Source organism: Pseudomonas sp. NBRC 111139, from assembly GCF_001753955.1.
Taxonomy (GTDB): Bacteria; Pseudomonadota; Gammaproteobacteria; order Pseudomonadales; family Pseudomonadaceae; genus Aquipseudomonas; species Aquipseudomonas alloputida.
Genome location: NZ_BCBP01000031.1, coordinates 1 through 17219 on the forward strand (window position 1 = coordinate 1; position 17219 = coordinate 17219).

A 17219-nucleotide genomic window follows, 5' to 3' on the forward strand; every position below is an offset into this window, starting at 1 on the left:
GTGGGCAAAAAAACTGAACCTGCTCGAATCACTGTGGGAACAGGCAGCTCGGTGGAGGGCACCGGCTTCGCCGGTGTTCGCGGGTAAACCCGCTCCTACAAATCATGAAATGTGCGTCATTTATACCTGACGAATGACAGCGTAATGCTACGCTCGCGGAAATACTCAGCACGGATACTTACCATGGAAATGAACTGGCATCAGGCTCTGCAAGAGAGCCTAAGCTGGCTGGCAATCGCCTCGTTCATCACCCTTGTCAGCTTCACTGCAGCCGCAACTCTGGCCGTGCGTTGTACACGCTGGGGCAGCCAGTTCTGGCAGCTTGCCGGGCCCTATTTCAGTTTCAGGCGCAGTTGGCGGCCGTTGCTGGTGTTTGCCCTGCTGCTGGTCCTGACGCTGTTTTCGGTTCGCCTAAACGTTCTTTTTTCGTTCTGGTACAACGGCTTCTACAGCGCCTTGCAGGGCCTTGACCAGGCGGCGTTCTGGTACCTGCTCGGCGTCTTCGCAGTGCTGGCTACCATCCATGTGTTGCGCTCGCTGTTCACCTTCTATGTCAGCCAGGCATTCAGTATCAAGTGGCGGGTCTGGCTGACCGAGCGCCTGACCCACGACTGGATGCAGGGCGATGCCTATTACCGTGGCCAGTTCCTTGCCGAGCCAGTGGACAACCCTGACCAACGTATCGAACTGGACGTTAACGCTTTTGTCACCAACTCGGTCACCCTTGCCCTGGGCGCAGTCAGTGCGCTGGTTTCGCTCGTGGCGTTCACCGGTATCCTCTGGGGGCTGTCGGCACCGTTGACGGTGGCCGGCGTAGAGATCCCTCGGGCGATGGTATTTGCCGTTTACCTGTATGTCATCGTCGCCACCTGGGTCGCCTTCCGCCTTGGGCGCCCGCTGATCCGGCTTAACTTCCTCAACGAGAAACTCACCGCCAACTTCCGTTACGCGTTGATGCGTCTGCGTGAGAACGCCGAGAACATTGCCTTCTACCAAGGTTCGCAAGTCGAGCGGGGCACGTTGCTCGGCCGTTTCGCTGTCTTGATCGTGAATGCCTGGGCATTGGTGTACCGGAACTTGAAGTTCAGTGGCTTCAACTTGGGTGTCAGTCAGGTAGCCGTTGTGTTTCCGTTCATTCTTCAGGCGCCGCGCTTCTTCAGTGGGGCGATCAAGCTGGGCGACGTCATGCAAACTTCCCAGGCCTTTGGGCAGGTGCAGGATTCTTTGTCGTTCTTCCGTGAGTCGTACGATGCGTTCGCGCAGTACCGCGCGACCCTTGACCGTCTCACCGGCTTTCTCGATGCCAACCAGCAGGCAAGTGCGTTGCCGCGCGTCACCACCGAAGACCAGGCGCATGCGCTGCAGATCGCGGGATTGCAGGTGCTGCGCCCGGACGGACATGCCCTTATCGCCGACCTGGACCTGAGCCTGCATGCCGGCCAGGCGTTGTTGATCAAAGGGCCATCGGGCAGTGGTAAAACCACGCTGCTGCGTGCCCTGGCGGGTCTTTGGCCGTATGCCGAAGGCAAGGTCAGGCGGCCAACGGGGCATCAGGCACTGTTCCTGTCGCAACGCCCGTACCTGCCGCTGGGTGACTTGCGTACCGTCATTGCCTACCCGGCAGCCAGTAATACCAAGGATGAGTTGCTCATGCAGCAGGCACTGCGCCAGGTCAACCTGGCCCACCTGGCCGAGCGTCTGGACGTCAGCTGTGACTGGTCACACATCCTCTCGGTGGGCGAGCAGCAGCGTCTGGCGTTCGCCCGGGTACTGTTCAACCGGCCTGAGGTGGTGTTTCTCGACGAGTCCACCTCGGCGATGGATGAGGGGCTCGAGCATGCCCTGTATGCGTTGTTGCGTTCGGAAATGCCGAGTGCATTGCTGGTCAGTGTCGGCCACCGCAGCACGCTGGCAGCGTTCCATACTCACCGGCTTGAGGTGGATGGGCATGGCGGTTGGTCGTTGCTGGAGCAGGAGGCTGCGCTGGCCTAGTTCGGCTTGAGGGGGAGATCGCCATCCAGCATCGCGATCAGCTTGGCCCCTTCACTGCGAGCATTGCCGACATCCTTGGTGACCCGAACCACTCGAACGCCTTCACCGGCAGGCCGTGCTCCCTGGCCAGGCGTTCGACCCCTGCGGCGGGAGCGTTCGGGTTACAGGATGGAACTGTTCAACCTGCGTGCGCTGCAGCCGTGAACCGCCAGGCTAGCCAGGTTCAGCGCAGCAGCGTCAGCCCTGCAAGGGTGGTGACGGCAAACCCTGCACCAACCAGGAAGGTTGCCTGGAACCCCGCACTCTCCCACAGCAATCCGGCTACCACGCTGGCTATCAGCAGTGCCGCACCGGTCAGCAGGTTGAACAGGCCGAAGGCGGTACCGCGCAAGTTGGCGGGGGCGCTGTCGGCAATCATGGCAGAGAAGATGCCTTGGCTGAAGCCCAAATGCAGGCCCCAGGCCGTTACCCCAAAGGCAAGCCCGGCCCATCCTGGTAAAAGGGCCAGCAGCAGGTCGGCAGTGATCAGCAGGCCTAGCCCGGCCATCAGCACGCCACGGCGCCCCACTCGGTCCGACAACACGCCGGCAGGGTAGGCCGACAGTGAGTAGGCCATCGCCATCAATACCAGTACCGCCGGCGCCCACAGCGGAGTCAGGCCTATGTTCTGAGCCCGCAGCAGCAAGAACGCCTCGCTGAAACGGGCGAGGGTGAACAACGTGGCCAGACCGATCAGGCGCCAATAGACCGGCCCCAGGCGCCGAAGCGCGTGCAGTGCCAACGGTGAGCGTACCCGACGCCCCATAGCTGAGGCTTCAGGTTCGTGAACGAAGGCAACTAGGATATACACCGCCACGAACGCCGGGATAATAGCTACCCAGAACACGGTCTGGAAATGGCTCGCTGTCAGCCACATCAACACGATCGCCAGCAATGGCCCGAGGATAGCGCCCACGGTATCGAGCGCCTGACGCAGGCCGAACGCCGCGCCGCGCAGCTCGACCGGCGTAACATCGGCCACCAGCGCATCGCGGGGTGCCCCCCGAATGCCTTTGCCGACACGGTCGACGAAGCGTGCCGCAGTCAGCCACTCAAGTCCGGAGGCCATGGGAAATACCGGCTTCATCAGCGCACTCAGGCCATAGCCGATCACTGTCAGCAGCTTGCGTTTACCCAGTCGGTCGCTGAGGGCGCCAGAGAACACCTTGGTGAACGATGCGGTCGACTCGGCGATTCCTTCGATGAACCCCACCGCGATCACCGAAGCGCCGAGCACACTGACCATGTACAGGGGCAGCAGGGCGTGGATCATCTCCGAGGAAATGTCCATCAACATCGACACGAAGCCCAGCGCCCAGATGCTGCGGGGCATTTTCGGCTGGCTTTTGGCAGTGCTTGCGCAGTTGTTGTCATCGCCACGCATCTGGCCGCTCCGCAGCGTTGTACGTCGAAACTGTAGATGCCTGCACACAGGATGCAAATCGGATAGGTGGATGGCAGCAACAGCCTGCGGACATGACTGAACTGTCCATGAATGCAGGGTGGTCATTCCGTCATAGGGTGCCTTCGCCGGTGTTCGCGGGTAAACCCGCTCTTACAGACCGCGAAGGCTTATCAAATGTTGAGCAAGACCGTTGCTCCCGCAGCGAGGCTCGCGAGCCTCGCTGTGCCAAAGATCACGGTTCAGCAAAGTTCAGTTACAAACATGTAAACTTCGTAAATAAGATTTACTCGCATTTGCGACTCTCTATATTTACCACCCCTGTTGGCCGCCGAACTGAGTGCGGGGCCGGTGGGCGAGGGCTCCCGGTTTCCGACAGGGATGTGCCTTTTCGCTCATGAATCGCAGGAGATGTACCCATGCAGTGCAGAACTTCATCCAACAGCCTGGCCCTGGCGTTCGTCGCGCTGGCGTCGCCGTCCATGCTGGCGACTGCGGCAGAGTCCGAGGAGCGGCGTGCGGGTGAGGTAGTGGAAGCGCCCGTCGCCGACAACGCGCTGGTGATCCAGGACACCCTGATCACCGCCGAGCGCGAGGCGCGACAGGCCCTGGGCACGTCGATCATCACGGCCGAGGACATCAAGCGCCACCCACCGGCCAATGACCTGTCCGACATCATCCGCCGCGAGCCCGGGGTTAACCTGACCGGCAACAGTGCCAGTGGCGCACGCGGAAACAACCGGCAGATCGACCTGCGCGGCATGGGCCCGGAGAACACGTTGATCCTCATCGACGGCAAGCCATCCAGCGCGCGCAACGCTGTGCGCTATGGCTGGAACGGTGACCGTGATACTCGGGGTGAAACCAATTGGGTGCCGGCCGAAGCGGTCGAGCGCATCGAGATCCTGCGTGGCCCGGCCGCCGCACGCTACGGCTCCGGCGCCATGGGCGGGGTGGTCAATATCATCACCAAGCGTCCTTCCGACGAGCTGAAAGGCAGCGTCAGCCTGTACACGCAACTGCCCGAAGACAGCGCAGAAGGCGCCAGCCGGCGAGCCAACTTCAACCTCGGTGGCGGCCTGACCGATAACCTGGGTTTGCGCCTGTACGGTGGCCTGGCCAAGACTGACGCCGACGATCTGGACATCAACGCCGGGCATGCCACCAGCGCCTTGGTTGCGGGGCGAGAAGGCGTTCGCAACAAGGACATCAACGGCCTGCTCAGCTGGAAACTGAACGACGAGCATCGCCTGGAAGCCAGTGCCGGCTACAGCCGTCAGGGCAACATTTTTGCCGGCGACACCATGAACAGCAACGGCGGCGGAGACGTCGACTTCGTCTCCAGCCTCTACGGCCACGAAACCAACGTGATGCAGCGCAGTACTTATGACCTGACCCACCTCGGTGATTTCACCTGGGGTACCAGCAAGACCACGCTGGCCTACGAATACGTACGCAACTGGCGCCTTAACGAGGGCTTGGCTGGCCGCACCGAAGGTGCCCCAAGCGACGAAGGTGGGGCCATGTCCCGTTTGCGTAACACACGCCTGAGCAGTGAGGTGAACCTGCCGTTCGCCATGGGCAGCACAGAACATGTGCTTACCTTGGGCGGCGAGTACCTGTACGAAACCCTCAACGACCAAGGTTCGTTGCGCCCGCAAAGCTCCGACCCCACCCACAATGACGGCCTTGTCGGCTTCGATCGCAGCAGCTCGAAGATGACCGCACGCAGCTATGCGCTGTTTGTCGAAGACAACATCATCGTTGGCGGCACCACCCTTACGCCGGGCCTGCGTTTCGACCACCACGAAAGCTTCGGTGACAACTTCAGCCCGAGCCTGAACCTGTCGCACAAGCTGACCGAAGCGCTGTCGGTAAAAGGCGGCATCGCCCGTGCCTACAAGGTTCCGAACCTGTACCAGTCCAACCCCAACTACCTGCTGTACAGCCGCGGTAATGGCTGCAGTGTGCAACAGGCCAACAATGGTGGCTGCTACCTGCAGGGCAACGCCGACCTCAAGCCCGAGATCAGCGTCAACAAGGAAATCGGCCTGCTGTACGACCGTGGTACCTGGCGCACCAGTGCCACCTACTTCCGCAACGACTACAAGAACAAGATCATCGGTGATACCAATGTGCTTTACACCATGGGTACCGGCAGCCGCGTGACTCAGTGGGACAACGCCGGCAAGGCGCGGGTGGAAGGTGTCGAAGGCAACTTCTTCATCGAGTTGGCCCCGACCCTGGACTGGAACACCAACCTGACCTGGATGCTCGACAACGATGATCGCGAAACGGGCGAGCCGCTGTCGGTGATCCCGGAATACACCGTCAACACCAGCCTCGACTGGCGCGCGACCGAGCAGCTGTCATTCCAGGTAGCGGGTACTTACTTCGGCAAGCAAAAATCGCCGACCTACAACTACCGCACCCAGCAGGACTACGACAAGGCCGCCCAGCAGGACGTCGAGGCCTATGGCCTGGTGGACGTGAGCGCCGGGTACAAGTTCAATGCCAACTACGACGTGCGGGTGGGCGTGAACAACGTCTTCGACAAGCAGATCCTGCGCGGCGGCAACGCCAGCAGCTCGGGGGCAAACACGTATAACCAGCCGGGCAGGGCGGTGTTTGCTGCGCTGAATATCAACTTCTGATCCAAAGGGCCGCCCTGCGGCCCAATCGCAAGTCAATCGGGTCGCGAATGGCCGGCGACATTGTTGCAGCCAAACGTCTCGCCGCGTGCTAAACCATGCACCCCAGCCCGCTGCGAGAAATGCCTGGTGAAAGCCATCCGCCTGACCCTGATTTGCCATGCCCTGACCCAGGCCCAGAAGAACGGGCGCCTGCACCATACGGATGACGGCATCCTGCCGCTAGCCCGACAGGCAGACGCCGACCGATCAGGCGTGCAACTGCTGAGTGCGCCAGAGCGGCGGGCCTGCGAGACGGCGGCGTGGTTAACGGGGGCAGTACAGGTCGAGCCGGGCTTGGCCGATTGCGACCTTGGGCGTTGGCAGGGTTTGTCGTTGAAGCAGCTACAAGCCGAGCAACCGCAGGCGTTGGCAGAATGGCTGCGGGATCCGGCCAGTGCCGTGCATGGTGGCGAGTCGTTCGCTGCGCTATGCCAGCGCCTGGCCGCTTGGCTGGCGGCCTTTGACAGGCCGGGTGACTGGCTGGCCGTGACCCACCCGATGGTCATACGCGCCATGCTGGTACAGGTGCTTGGGTGTCCGATGAGTGCCGGGCAGCGAATTGACGTGCTGCCGCTGTCACGTCTGGAACTGAGCTTTACCGGGCAGTGGCGGTTGCGCCTGGGCTAAGGCTCAGAACGCCAGCTTGTAACCGATCAGCAGCAGCATCGTTGCCAGGCAAGGGCGCAGCACGCGGTCGGAGATTCGCCCGGTGAGGTGGCTACCCAGATAGATGCCTGGCAGCGAGCCCAGCAGCAGGTAGCCCAGCAGCGACCAATCCATGTTGCCCATGCCCGCGTGGCCCAGGCCTGCTACCAAGGTCAGTGGCACGGCGTGGGCAATTTCGGTACCGACCAGGCGACGGGTGACCAGGAACGGGTACAGCAGGAACAGCGCCACTGTACCCAGGGCGCCAGCACCGATGGAGGTGAGGGTGACCATTATTCCAAGCACCACGCCGGTCAGCACCGTGAGGGTGTTCAGGCTACGGTCGCTGAGGTGGTAGTGATCACCGGCATGGCGGCTGGCGAAGGCCTGCAGGCGCGATTTGAACAGGATGGCCAGCGCGGTCAGGATCAGCACCACCGCCAGGCCTTGCTTGATGATGGCGTTGAGCGCCGAGGTGTCGGTGTGCAGGGTGCTGAGGAACCACAGGGTCAGCGCCGCTGCGGGCACGCTGCCCAGGCTGAGCAGGCCGGTGATCTTCCAGTCGATGTTCTTGTTGCGCGCATGCACCCAGACGCCACTGGCCTTGGTGATCGCTGCATACAGCAGGTCGGTACCGACAGCGGTCGCCGGGTGGATACCAAACCACAACAGGATCGGGGTCATCAGCGAGCCGCCACCGACGCCGGTCATACCGACGATGAAGCCCACGACCAGGCCAGCAATGGTGAAACCGAAAGAACCTACATCCATACGCTACTCGACTGCCCAACTTTGCCCGTTATCGGATGCCAGTCAGCATATAGATTTTTTTATAGCCAAATAGACTTGTTCGTTATTAGGTTATAACCGGGTTTGCCTTGGGCGGGCGTGACCGATCAACGATCAGTCATCACCACCATGACATGGGCATCACCACCGTCATCACTTTCCGACAGGTAGATGTGCCCCACCTGGCTGTCGAAATACGCCGTCTCCTGCGGCCCGATGCTGACCGCTTCGCCGGTCTCGAACTCGATGCGCACACGCCCGCTCAGCACCAGCGCGAACTCTTGCCCGGGGTGGCGGATAAAATCGTCGAACTGGCCGCGTTCCCGGGCAATGATGCGGGCATAAGCCGGTGTCATGCGTCGCGCGGGGAAATCCCCGGCAATCGGATAATAGTCGTAGGTGCCGGTCGAATAACCCGCCGCTGCGGGCAGTGAGTCAACCACCACGGTCACCGGCACCGGGGCGCTGACCGTGCCGCTGGCGCGGAACAGCTGGGCAATATCGACATTCAGCGCCCGCGCAGCAGCGGCCAGTTTTTCATAGCTGACCGACACCTGCGCCAGTTCCATCTTCGACAACGTGGACAGCGGCACACCACTGGCTTCGGACAATTGCTTGAGGGTCATCTGGCGCGCCTTGCGCACCTGGCGCAGGCGCTGGCCCACTACTGCACGGTCAAGCTGGGGTAGAGCTGAAGGCATTCAGGGATCTCGGCATGCGGCGTTGGTCGGGCATCTTACCTTGGACCCTTGCGCATTTCTAAATTCTCATATATTAGAATTCTCATAAATGATAATTGGCCTGGCAGGAGCGTGCATGACCCCGACCTACGACACCCTGATCATCGGTGCTGGCATCGCCGGCGCCTCGCTGGGCTACCGCCTGGCCGGTCAGCAGCGCGTGCTGCTGGTCGAGCGTGAATCGCAGCCTGGCTACCATTCCACCGGGCGTTCGGCGGCCATGTTCATGGAGGCTTACGGCACCCCACAGATCCAGGCACTGACCCGCGCCAGCCGAGCCTTCTACGAAGCGCCACCGCAGGGCTTCTGCGAGCACCCGCTGCTGGAGCCGCGAGGCTGTCTGTATGTGGCCAGCCTGGAGCAACGTGAACTGCTTGAGCAAACTTACGCGCAGAACCTGGCCAATGGCACAGAAGTCAGCCTGCTGGACCGGGACGCGGCCTTGGCACTGATACCCAGCCTGCGTGGCGAAACCCTGGCCGGCGCGGTGCTTGAGCCAGGTGCGATGGACCTTGATGTACATGCCTTGCACCAAGGCTTCTTGCGGGGTTATCGCACCGCCGGCGGTGAACTGCGCTGCAACGCCGAGCTGATCCAGGCCTGCTACCTGGACGGCGTGTGGCAGGTGGAGTTGGCTGATGGCAGCCGTTTGCAGGCCCGATGTCTGGTCAATGCTGCAGGTGCCTGGGCGGACCGTGTGGCCGAGCAGTGCGGGGTGGCGCGCATCGGCTTGCAACCGTGCCGCCGTAGCGCGTTCACCTTCCCCGGCCCGGCAGAACAAAACTTTGCCCGCTGGCCTGCAGTGATTGGCGTCGATGAAAGCTTCTACTTCAAGCCTGATGCCGGCCAACTGTTGGGGTCTCCAGCCAATGCCGACCCGGTTGAGCCACAGGATGCCGCGCCCGACGAGTTCGACGTGGCCTTGGGTATTTACAACATTGAAGCCATGACCACCTTGGCGATCCGCCGCCCTAGCCACACCTGGGCCGGGCTGCGTTCATTCGTTGCCGACGGCGACCTGGTGATCGGTTTCGATGCGCATGCACCCGCGTTTTTCTGGCTGGCAGCCCAGGGTGGCTATGGCATCCAGTCGGCAGCGGGCGCCTCGCGCCTGGCCGCCGACTTGCTGATGGGCCAGCCCGTGTGTCCCGACCTTGTCAGCCAGGGCGTGGCGCCCGAGCGCCTGTCCCCGACCCGTTTCCAGCAACCTTGAAAGGAGCATCCCATGAGCAATGACATTCAACGTTTCCCCAGCAGCTTGCCGTTCCCGTTTTCCCGCGCCGTAAAGGCCGGTGGCTTTCTGTTCCTCTCCGGGCAGGTGCCGATGAGCGCTGGCGGCGAAGTGGTGCGCGGTGATATCCAGACCCAGACCCGTGCTGCCTGCGAGCGCATCGCCGAAAGCCTGGAGGCCTGTGGCGCACGTCTCGACCAGGTGGTGAAGGCCACGGTCTGGCTGTCGGACATGCGCCATTTCGCCGGCTTCAACGAGGTGTACAAGGCGTTCTTCGGCGCGGCGCTACCGGTGCGTTCCACCGTGGCTTCGGCGTTGGCCCTGGGCGTGGATGTGGAGATCGAAGTGCAGGCGTTCGTCGGCGACGCCTGACAGGGTAAAGAGCCCGTGTAGAGGCGGCCTTGTGTCGCGATGGGCTGCAAAGCCGCCCCTACAACCGGTATGCGACGGCGATGACAAAACAACAATAAATCCAGAGGTTCACATGCAAGAGCAGCTGAAGATCGCCGGCGCATTTGTCGGCGTGATCGTGGGGGCGGGGTTCGCTTCAGGGCGGGAACTGTTGTTGTTCTTTGTCGATTTCGGCGTGTGGGGGTTGGCTGGCGCGTTGGTCAGCGCCGCCTTGTTCACCTTCCTCGGCATGGCGTTGGCGGGGCTGGGCAATCGCCAGCAGGCCACCTCGCACAAGGATGTGATCCTGGCCATCTGCGGCCGTCACCTGGGCATGTTCGTCGACTGGTTGATCACCTTTTTCATGTTCGCCGTCACCGTGGTCATGCTGGCCGGTGGTGGTGCCTTGCTGGAGCAGCAGTTCGGCATCCCGGCCCTGACCGGCAGCGTGCTGGTGACGCTGGTGGTAGTCGGTATCGTGTGCCTGGACGTGCGCAAGATGATACTTGCAATTGGCGCCATCACACCCTTGCTGATCCTGGTGGCTTCGGCAATAGCGCTGTATGCCGTGATCACCCGCGAGCAGAGCTTTGCTGCGCTCGATCAGGTGGCCAGCCAGCAACAGGCCGGCACCCGCCATTGGCTGCTGGGGGCGTTCTTGTATGTGTCGTATAACATCGTCGCGGGTGCGCCGATCCTGGCCATTCTGGGCGGTTCGGCCAAGGGCGAGAAAGCCGCTGTGTGGGGAGGCCTGCTCGGTGGTGCAGCGCTAGGTGGCCTGATGCTGGTGATGAGTGCCGGGCTGCTGTCGCGCCTGGACAGTGTGGCCGACCAGCCGATGCCGATGCTGTCGATTGCCAACGAAGTGTCACCACTGCTGGGGCTGGTGATGTGCCTGATCATCTTCGGCATGATCGTCAACACCGCGGTGGGCACGCTGTTTTCCTTCCTCTCGCGGCTGTTACCGGCGGGCACGACGAAGTTCCGCTGGGGCTCGGTGGTGACCGGGGTGGTGGCGTTCGGCTGCAGCCTGGTGGGGTTCATCAGCCTGGTGGGTGAGGTGTACCCGTTCTTCGGTTACCTGGGCTTTGTGCTGATGACGGCGGTATTGCTGGCCTGGGTACGGCGGGGCAGGGCTGCGAAGGCGGTGGCTGCATAAGGGGCTGGTACAGGCGACAACAGGCATAGGCCGTTGCCGCCTGAACCCGGCGTTTAAATCCTGAAGCTGCCCACCAACTGCTTCAAACGCCCAGCCTGCTGGGCCAGCTGGTCGCAATGGCGCAGGGTCTCGTTGAGGTTCTCCACCCCTTGCTGGTTCAGGGCGTTGATCTGGGTGATGTCCAGGTTGAGGCTCTCGACCACGGCAGTCTGTTCTTCGGTCGCTGTCGCCACCGACTGGTTCATGCCATCGATTTCGCCAATGCGCTGGGTCACGCTGGCCAGGCGTTCGCCGGCCTGGTTGGCCACCTGCACGGTCTGCTCGCTGGAAACCTGGCTGGTGTTCATGGTGTGCACCGCTTCGCGCGAGCCCACCTGCAGGCTGGTGATCATGCGGTGGATTTCTTCCGCCGACTCCTGGGTACGGTGCGCCAGGTTGCGCACCTCGTCGGCCACCACGGCAAAGCCACGGCCGGCTTCACCGGCACGGGCCGCTTCGATGGCGGCGTTCAGTGCCAGCAGGTTGGTCTGCTGGGAAATGCCCTTGATCACGTCGAGGATCTTGCCGATTTCGTCGGTGCTGGCGTTGAGCGTTTCGATCTGCGCGCACGACTCGCTGATCCGTTGCGACAGGGCAGTCATGGCGCTGATGGCTTCTTCAACCACTTCACGGCCACCGTGCGCCTGTTCGCTGGCACCGCTGGCATGTTGCGAAGCATCTGCGGCGTTGCGGGCGATTTCCTGGGTGGCGGCGCCCAGTTCGTTGATGGCCGCAGCGACGCTGTTGGTGCGCATGCTCTGTTCTTCAGAACCGCTGATCGACGCATTGGACGCACTGACCACTTTTTCCGAAAGATCATGCACCAGGCGGGTGGCCGAGGACACTTCGCTGATCGAGGCATGGATACGCTCGACAAAGCGGTTGAACGAGGTAGCCAGTTCGCCGAACTCGTCCTTGTTCTGCACGGCCAGGCGGCGGGTAAGGTCACCTTCACCCTCGGCGATGTCGCGCATGGCGCGGCCCATGGTGGTCAGCGGGCTCATCAGCACCGGAATCAGCAGGCCGAGCAGGCCGGCGATGGCGGCCACGGCAATCAGCATGGCAATGATCGCCGAGGTGCGGAACTGGCTGAGCGCGGCATAGGCCTTGTCCCTGTCGATCGACAGCCCGATGTACCACTGCGCCGAAGGCAGGCCGGCCACCGGGGCGAACGAGATGATGCGGTCCTGGCCGTTGAGGGTGACATCCTGCATGCCGGCGGCAACCCGCAGGTTGCTGCCTGGGTAGATGTCCTTGAGGTTTTTCATCACCTGGTCTTTGTTCGGGCTGACGATCACCTGGCCATTGGCGTCGGCCAGGAAGGCGTGACCGATGCCGCCGAAGTCGACCGAGTTGATGATCTCGACGAGGGTGTCGAGGGTAACGTCACCGCCGACCACACCGATCAGTTCGCCATTGCGCTTGCTCTTCACCGGCGTGGCGATGGTCACCATCAGGCCACCGACTGCCCCCTGGTACGGGGCGGTCAGCACGGTCTGCCCGGCGTTGGCGGCGGCGCCATACCAAGGGCGCTGGCGCGGGTCGTAACCGGCGGGCATCTGGGCATCCGGGCGCTGGGTAAATTCGCCGTTGGCCTGGCCCAGGTAGGTGAACAGGAAATTACGCGTGTAGGACGGCTGCTCGATCAGCCCTGCCAAGGTGTCGCCGGCGCCTTGCTGGCCGATGTCCTGGGCCAGGTTCTCCAGCACCAGAATGCGCCCGCTCATCCAGTTCTGCACACTGCTGGCGGTCAGTGCACCGGACTGCTGCACCGAGGCTTCGATATTCTGGCGGATGGTATTGCGTTGCAGGTAGTCGTTGTAGAGCGTGAACAGGGCAAATGCCAGGACCACGACGCCGCAGGCGCTGAGCAGGATCTTGTGGCGAAATTTCAGGTTCATGTTTCGAGACCTTGAGCCAATGAGGGGAGGGCGCAGCGCGCTCATGACGCGATGCGGGGCCTGTCGACCGAGATATCGGCTCGAGGGGTAAAAGATTGAAGTGCTTAGAGAAATTTCTTACAGGCGTTTCGACGGACGGCAGTCACGGGTCAGCCAACTGCTCGATCAGCAGGCGTGCGGCTTGCTGCAGCGGCTGTTGTTTGCGCCACAGGATATGCACGGGCAGTTGCAACGCGTTGTGTGTATTGCGGAACTCCAGGCGCACCAGACGCCCGCTGGCCAGCAGCGGCGCGACCCGCGACAACGGCAGATCACCCCAGCCCAAGCCAGCTTCAACCATCTGCAGCGCCAGGTCGAAGCTGTCGGTGGACCAGTGTGTGGCGCCGATCAGCGGGCGAGGGTCAGCCAGTGGCAGATCGCGGCTGCGCACCAGAATCTGACGCACCTGGGTCAGGTCCTCAAGGTAGTGGATACGTCCCTCACGCAAGGCCGGGTGGGCCGGCGACAGGGTGGCTACCAGCGACTCCATGCCGATGTGCTGGAAGCCGCGGCGGGCATCGACCTGCAGGCCGGCAAAGGCTACGCAGAGGTCGGCACGACCGCTGTCCAGCAAGTGCAGGGCTTCTTCCTGCGGGGCGCTGAGCAGGGCAATGTCCAGCAACGGGTGGCGCTCACCGAGGTTGTCGATGGCCGCCAGCAGCGGGCGGTGATCGATGTCGGGTACCACCGCCAGGGTCAGGCTGCTCTCCAGCCCTTGGGACAACTCCAGGGCATGAACCTGTAGCAGCCCGAGTTGTTCGGCAATCAGCCTGGCGTGTGGCTCAAGGGCCAAGGCCTGCGCGGTTGGGCGAACTTCACGCGGACCACGTTCGAACAGGCTATAGCCAAGTTCTGCTTCAAGGTTGCCAATGGCCATGCTCACGGCTGACGGCACGCGCTTGAGGGCGCGCGCAGCGGAAGAAAACGAACCGTTGTCGAGCACGGCCAGAAACAGCTGGATGTTGTCGCTGGAAAAGTTCATGGCAGCCTCCTGTCAGTTGATCTGACAGCTGCTGACTTTTGCTGTCAAGTGCATTGAAGCATGATCGCCGCGTCGCTTTTTGTCTTTGGAGGTAACCTGGGTGCAGGGATTGAAACGCAAGCTGGTCTACGTGACTTTCTATGAACTGATCGGGCTGTGCATGTCGACCCTCGGGCTGGCCTACCTGTCAGATACGCAGGCGTCGCATACCGGGCCCTTGGCGGTGATGATCACCACCATCGCCATGCTCTGGAACCTGATCTACAACACCCTGTTCGAGTACTGGGAGAGCCGCCAGGCCAAGCGGGGACGCAGCGTGGCGCGGCGGGTGGTGCATGCCATCGGCTTCCAGTTGACCCTGGTGGTTTACTTGATTCCGCTGATTGCCTGGTGGCTGGACATGACATTGCTGGAGGCGCTGCTGGTGGATATGGCGTTCATCATCCTGGTGCCGTGCTACACCTTTGCCTACAACTGGGCGTTTGATCGTGTGTTTGGCTTGCCAAGGTCTGCCCTGGCCGCAGCTTGATACAGCCTTGCGCTGCGAAGGACCCGGCAGGCCGCCACTAAGGTGGCAGGCGAATGATCAAAGGCGCCTGCTGCTGCTCGACCTGCTGCTCCACCGGCCGCGGCGCACTGGCCAGCAAGCTGTCCTCAACCTGCCCCGACAGGTAATAGACCCCCGCCATGGCCCCGCTCTGGCGGTTCTCCATCAACTCCTGCCATTCCTGGTTCAACGCCACGTTCAGGATCACCCGCAGTTGTTCGACCATCTGCGGGTGATCACGGTCATGGGTCATCATCCCGTAACCGGCTGCAGCAATCGAAATCATCGCCCCTGCCACCTTGCCCACTGCCGATGCCACGGCACTGGCGATACCGCGCGGGGCCAGGGTGGCGCCAAGCTTTTCGCTGGCCTGGGTGGCCACCGAGTTGAGCCCGACATCGGTCCTGCCAGGGCCTTTGCTGGCCTGCTGATGCAAGTGCTGGCGCATGGCTTGCCAGGCCGGTTGCTGGTCCAGTGACTTGGCCCGCAGCAGCTGATACAGGCTGGCATTGCGCGCATCCGGTGGCCCCAGGGCGATGGCGGGGATACGGTTGAGACGCTGGCTGAACTGCTCGGGCGGCGCGTTGTAACGGCTGATGATGGCCGGCAGTTGCTGGCCGAGCAGTTGCAGGTACAGTTCGCAGGCGCGGTCGCGGATGCCCTCGGGGTTGATCTGCTCGGCTACCGGCTCGATCACCCGCGCGTGATACTGCTCCTGCAGGTACAGGGCCAGGCGTTTTTCTGCCGGTTCCCGACCCTCGCCACTGTCGAGCTTGTACCAGGCCACCTTGAGGGTCAGCCACTGCTGGGTCCAGTAACCCGTGAACCAAGGGATGAAGTCGCTTTCGGTGCGTTGCTGCACCTGCTCCTTCCACACCCGCATGGAGCGCCGGGCATAGTCGTTGGCCGAGCCGGCGGCACCGGCCGAGGCTTCTATCAGTTCCTGGTCGATGCGTTGCCAGGCCGCGGGAGTGAGTATTGTGGGTGGCGGCGGGGCAGGGGGGCGCTTGCTGGTACAACCGCCGAGGGCCAGCAGAAGGCAGAGCAACAGGAGGACTCGAGAACTCACGCGACCGCCTCCCTGGTAGAGGCTGGGGTGGTTCTCGAAGTATAGGGTGGGGTTATTGGGGCTGCTGTGCAGCCCATCGCCCGCATCCGCTCTGATGCAGGTGGTTGCGTGAGCGCGGCCTGCGTGGGAGCGATCGCGTCCGTTTGGTCGGGTTATTCCAGGTCGAGCTTTTCTTCCAGACGGTCAAGGTGCCTGTGCATCAACCCCAGCGCCGCTTCGGCATCACCTTGCTCCACGGCATCGATGATTGCCGCATGCTCTTCCCACGCGCAGTGATCGCAGCACGGCGTTTCGTAGCGAGCGATGATCAGCGAGGTCATCGGCACCAGCCCATTGAGAAATCGCGCCAGTGGTGCATTGGCCGCCACCTGCGCCAGTTTCAGATGGAACTCGCCGCCCAGGCGGATCGCCGCGCAGCGTTCGCCACGCTCATGGTGCTGGCGCTCGCGCTCCACCAGTTGCCGTAGCTGGCGTACCTGCGCCGGCCGGGCGCGTTGCGCGGCCAGGGTGATCAGCGTGGTTTCCGCCAGGCGACGGGCACTGAGCACCTGACGTGCCTGGTCTGGGTCGGGTGCAGCCAGATGTGCGGTGTGGCTGGGGCGCTGTACCACCACCTGCTGGTCGGACAGGCGCCCCAGCACGCGGCGGATCACCGTGCGGCTGACACCAAAGGCATGGCCCAGCGCCTGTTCGGGCAACAGACTGCCCGGCGGCAGGCGCTGTTCGAGAATGGCGTCGAACAGCCGCGGATAAATCTGCTCGGCCGACAGGCGGGTTTCGCCGGCCGCGAGCAGGGCAGGCAAGTGGGGGGCGGCGTTCATGGGCACTCTCCTGAGGTCATGGATGTGGATGTTCGTCCGGGATATTCAGCGCGATGCCCATGCGCAGCCCTTCGGCCACGATGTGCTGACGCATCTGGGCACTGGCCTGGGCGCTGCTGCGTTCGCGAATGGCGCGCACCACCGCTTCGTTTTCCTTCAGCCGCGCGGCCAGGTGCTCTGGCGAGTTGCGCAGCATGTCGGCGCTTTGCTTCAGGGCATTGCCGGTCTGCTGCACCACGCTCTGGAAAATCGGGTTGGTGGTCAGGGCGAACAGCGCCTCATGGAAGGCAATGTAGGCTTTGACCCCGGCCTCGCTGTCATCGGCCTCCAGCGCTTCGCGCATGTCCATCAGGGTCAGGCGCAACTGGCCGATGTCCTGGCTGTTGGCCGACTGCGCCACCAGGCCGACGATGAACGGTTCGAGTGTGTAGCGCAGTTCCAGCACGTCGGCCAGGCTGGCCGCTGCGCTGGTTTCCACGCCCGCCGCCTGGGCATCGGCATCCAGCACCAATACGCCCTTGCCGGGTAACGAGCGCACCAGGCCCAGTGTTTCCAGCACGGTTACCGCTTCGCGCAGGCTGGGGCGGCTGATGCCCAGTTGTTCGGCCAGTTCGCGCTGGCCTGGCAGCATGTCGCCAGTGCGCCATTGGCCGCGGGCCAGGGCCTGGCGGAGTTTTTCCACCACTGAGTTGACGACGGTTGATGAGCTGATCACGTTTCGCTCCTGGAAGGGCCGGCATC

Annotated in this window: 15 protein-coding genes and 1 pseudogene; 7 read left to right on the forward strand and 9 right to left on the reverse strand. The window is 62.7% G+C overall.

From position 1 onward, the window contains the following. Positions 1-183: 183 nt before the first annotated feature. Positions 184-1992 (forward strand): ABC transporter ATP-binding protein/permease, encoded by a 1809-nt coding sequence (locus BJQ17_RS11920; protein WP_070096107.1) that lies wholly within the window; start codon positions 184-186, stop codon positions 1990-1992. Positions 1993-2215: 223 nt separating this feature from the next. On the opposite strand, the gene BJQ17_RS11925 is transcribed toward BJQ17_RS11920, so the two are convergent. Then, positions 2216-3415 (reverse strand): MFS transporter, encoded by a 1200-nt coding sequence (locus BJQ17_RS11925; RefSeq protein ID WP_003250183.1) that lies wholly within the window; start codon positions 3413-3415, stop codon positions 2216-2218. A 437-nt stretch (positions 3416-3852) separates the two neighbouring features. Here BJQ17_RS11925 and BJQ17_RS11930 point away from each other — a divergent pair, with 437 nt between their 5' ends. Both BJQ17_RS11930 and BJQ17_RS11935 read left to right on the forward strand, forming a co-directional pair. After that, a complete protein-coding gene (locus BJQ17_RS11930; RefSeq protein ID WP_070096108.1) occupies positions 3853-6087 on the forward strand; it encodes a TonB-dependent siderophore receptor in 2235 nt (744 codons plus the stop codon). A gap of 126 nt (positions 6088-6213) precedes the next feature. Further along, on the forward strand, positions 6214-6753 hold the full coding sequence (locus BJQ17_RS11935; RefSeq protein ID WP_003250189.1) for a histidine phosphatase family protein: 540 nt from the start codon (positions 6214-6216) through the stop codon (positions 6751-6753). 3 nt (positions 6754-6756) lie between these two features. On the opposite strand, the gene BJQ17_RS11940 is transcribed toward BJQ17_RS11935, so the two are convergent. Then, on the reverse strand, positions 6757-7542 hold the full coding sequence (locus BJQ17_RS11940) for a sulfite exporter TauE/SafE family protein (RefSeq protein WP_003250191.1): 786 nt from the start codon (positions 7540-7542) through the stop codon (positions 6757-6759). Positions 7543-7667: 125 nt separating this feature from the next. After that, on the reverse strand, positions 7668-8261 hold the full coding sequence (locus BJQ17_RS11945) for a helix-turn-helix domain-containing protein (protein ID WP_012053085.1): 594 nt from the start codon (positions 8259-8261) through the stop codon (positions 7668-7670). Between the two features lie 115 nt (positions 8262-8376). Here BJQ17_RS11945 and BJQ17_RS11950 point away from each other — a divergent pair, with 115 nt between their 5' ends. From BJQ17_RS11950 to BJQ17_RS11960, 3 genes are all read left to right on the forward strand, one after another. Continuing rightward, positions 8377-9513: an FAD-binding oxidoreductase gene (locus BJQ17_RS11950; RefSeq protein WP_070096109.1), complete on the forward strand. Its 1137-nt coding sequence runs from the start codon at positions 8377-8379 to the stop codon at positions 9511-9513. A 12-nt stretch (positions 9514-9525) separates the two neighbouring features. Next, positions 9526-9903 carry a RidA family protein gene (locus BJQ17_RS11955; RefSeq protein ID WP_003250199.1) on the forward strand — a complete coding sequence of 126 codons (378 nt, stop codon included), beginning with the start codon at positions 9526-9528 and terminating at the stop codon, positions 9901-9903. A 112-nt stretch (positions 9904-10015) separates the two neighbouring features. Further along, the gene (locus tag BJQ17_RS11960; RefSeq protein ID WP_012053083.1) at positions 10016-11080 is read left to right on the forward strand and encodes a membrane protein; all 1065 of its coding nucleotides are present in this window, start codon (positions 10016-10018) and stop codon (positions 11078-11080) included. Between the two features lie 53 nt (positions 11081-11133). On the opposite strand, the gene BJQ17_RS32520 is transcribed toward BJQ17_RS11960, so the two are convergent. The 3 genes and pseudogenes from BJQ17_RS32520 to BJQ17_RS11970 form a co-directional block, all read right to left on the reverse strand. Further along, complete coding sequence (locus BJQ17_RS32520) at positions 11134-11874, reverse strand: methyl-accepting chemotaxis protein (protein WP_370290711.1); 741 nt, start codon at positions 11872-11874, stop codon at positions 11134-11136. 114 nt (positions 11875-11988) lie between these two features. Then, a pseudogene (mcpA, locus tag BJQ17_RS32525) lies at positions 11989-13065 on the reverse strand (methyl-accepting chemotaxis protein McpA); the annotation flags it as partial. 97 nt (positions 13066-13162) lie between these two features. Next, a complete protein-coding gene (locus BJQ17_RS11970; protein WP_070096110.1) occupies positions 13163-14041 on the reverse strand; it encodes a LysR family transcriptional regulator in 879 nt (292 codons plus the stop codon). Positions 14042-14141: 100 nt separating this feature from the next. On the opposite strand from BJQ17_RS11970, the gene BJQ17_RS11975 reads away from it, so the two are divergent. Beyond that, entirely contained in the window at positions 14142-14570 is a 429-nt protein-coding gene (locus tag BJQ17_RS11975) for a PACE efflux transporter (protein WP_029611766.1), read from the forward strand. Between the two features lie 37 nt (positions 14571-14607). Here BJQ17_RS11975 and BJQ17_RS11980 read toward each other — a convergent pair whose 3' ends face one another. The 3 genes from BJQ17_RS11980 to BJQ17_RS11990 form a co-directional block, all read right to left on the reverse strand. Then, the gene (locus BJQ17_RS11980) at positions 14608-15657 is read right to left on the reverse strand and encodes a hypothetical protein (protein ID WP_019752057.1); all 1050 of its coding nucleotides are present in this window, start codon (positions 15655-15657) and stop codon (positions 14608-14610) included. Positions 15658-15809: 152 nt separating this feature from the next. Then, entirely contained in the window at positions 15810-16478 is a 669-nt protein-coding gene (locus tag BJQ17_RS11985; RefSeq protein WP_003250210.1) for a GntR family transcriptional regulator, read from the reverse strand. 16 nt (positions 16479-16494) lie between these two features. Further along, on the reverse strand, positions 16495-17193 hold the full coding sequence (locus BJQ17_RS11990) for a FadR/GntR family transcriptional regulator (RefSeq protein ID WP_070096111.1): 699 nt from the start codon (positions 17191-17193) through the stop codon (positions 16495-16497). Positions 17194-17219 lie beyond the last annotated feature (26 nt).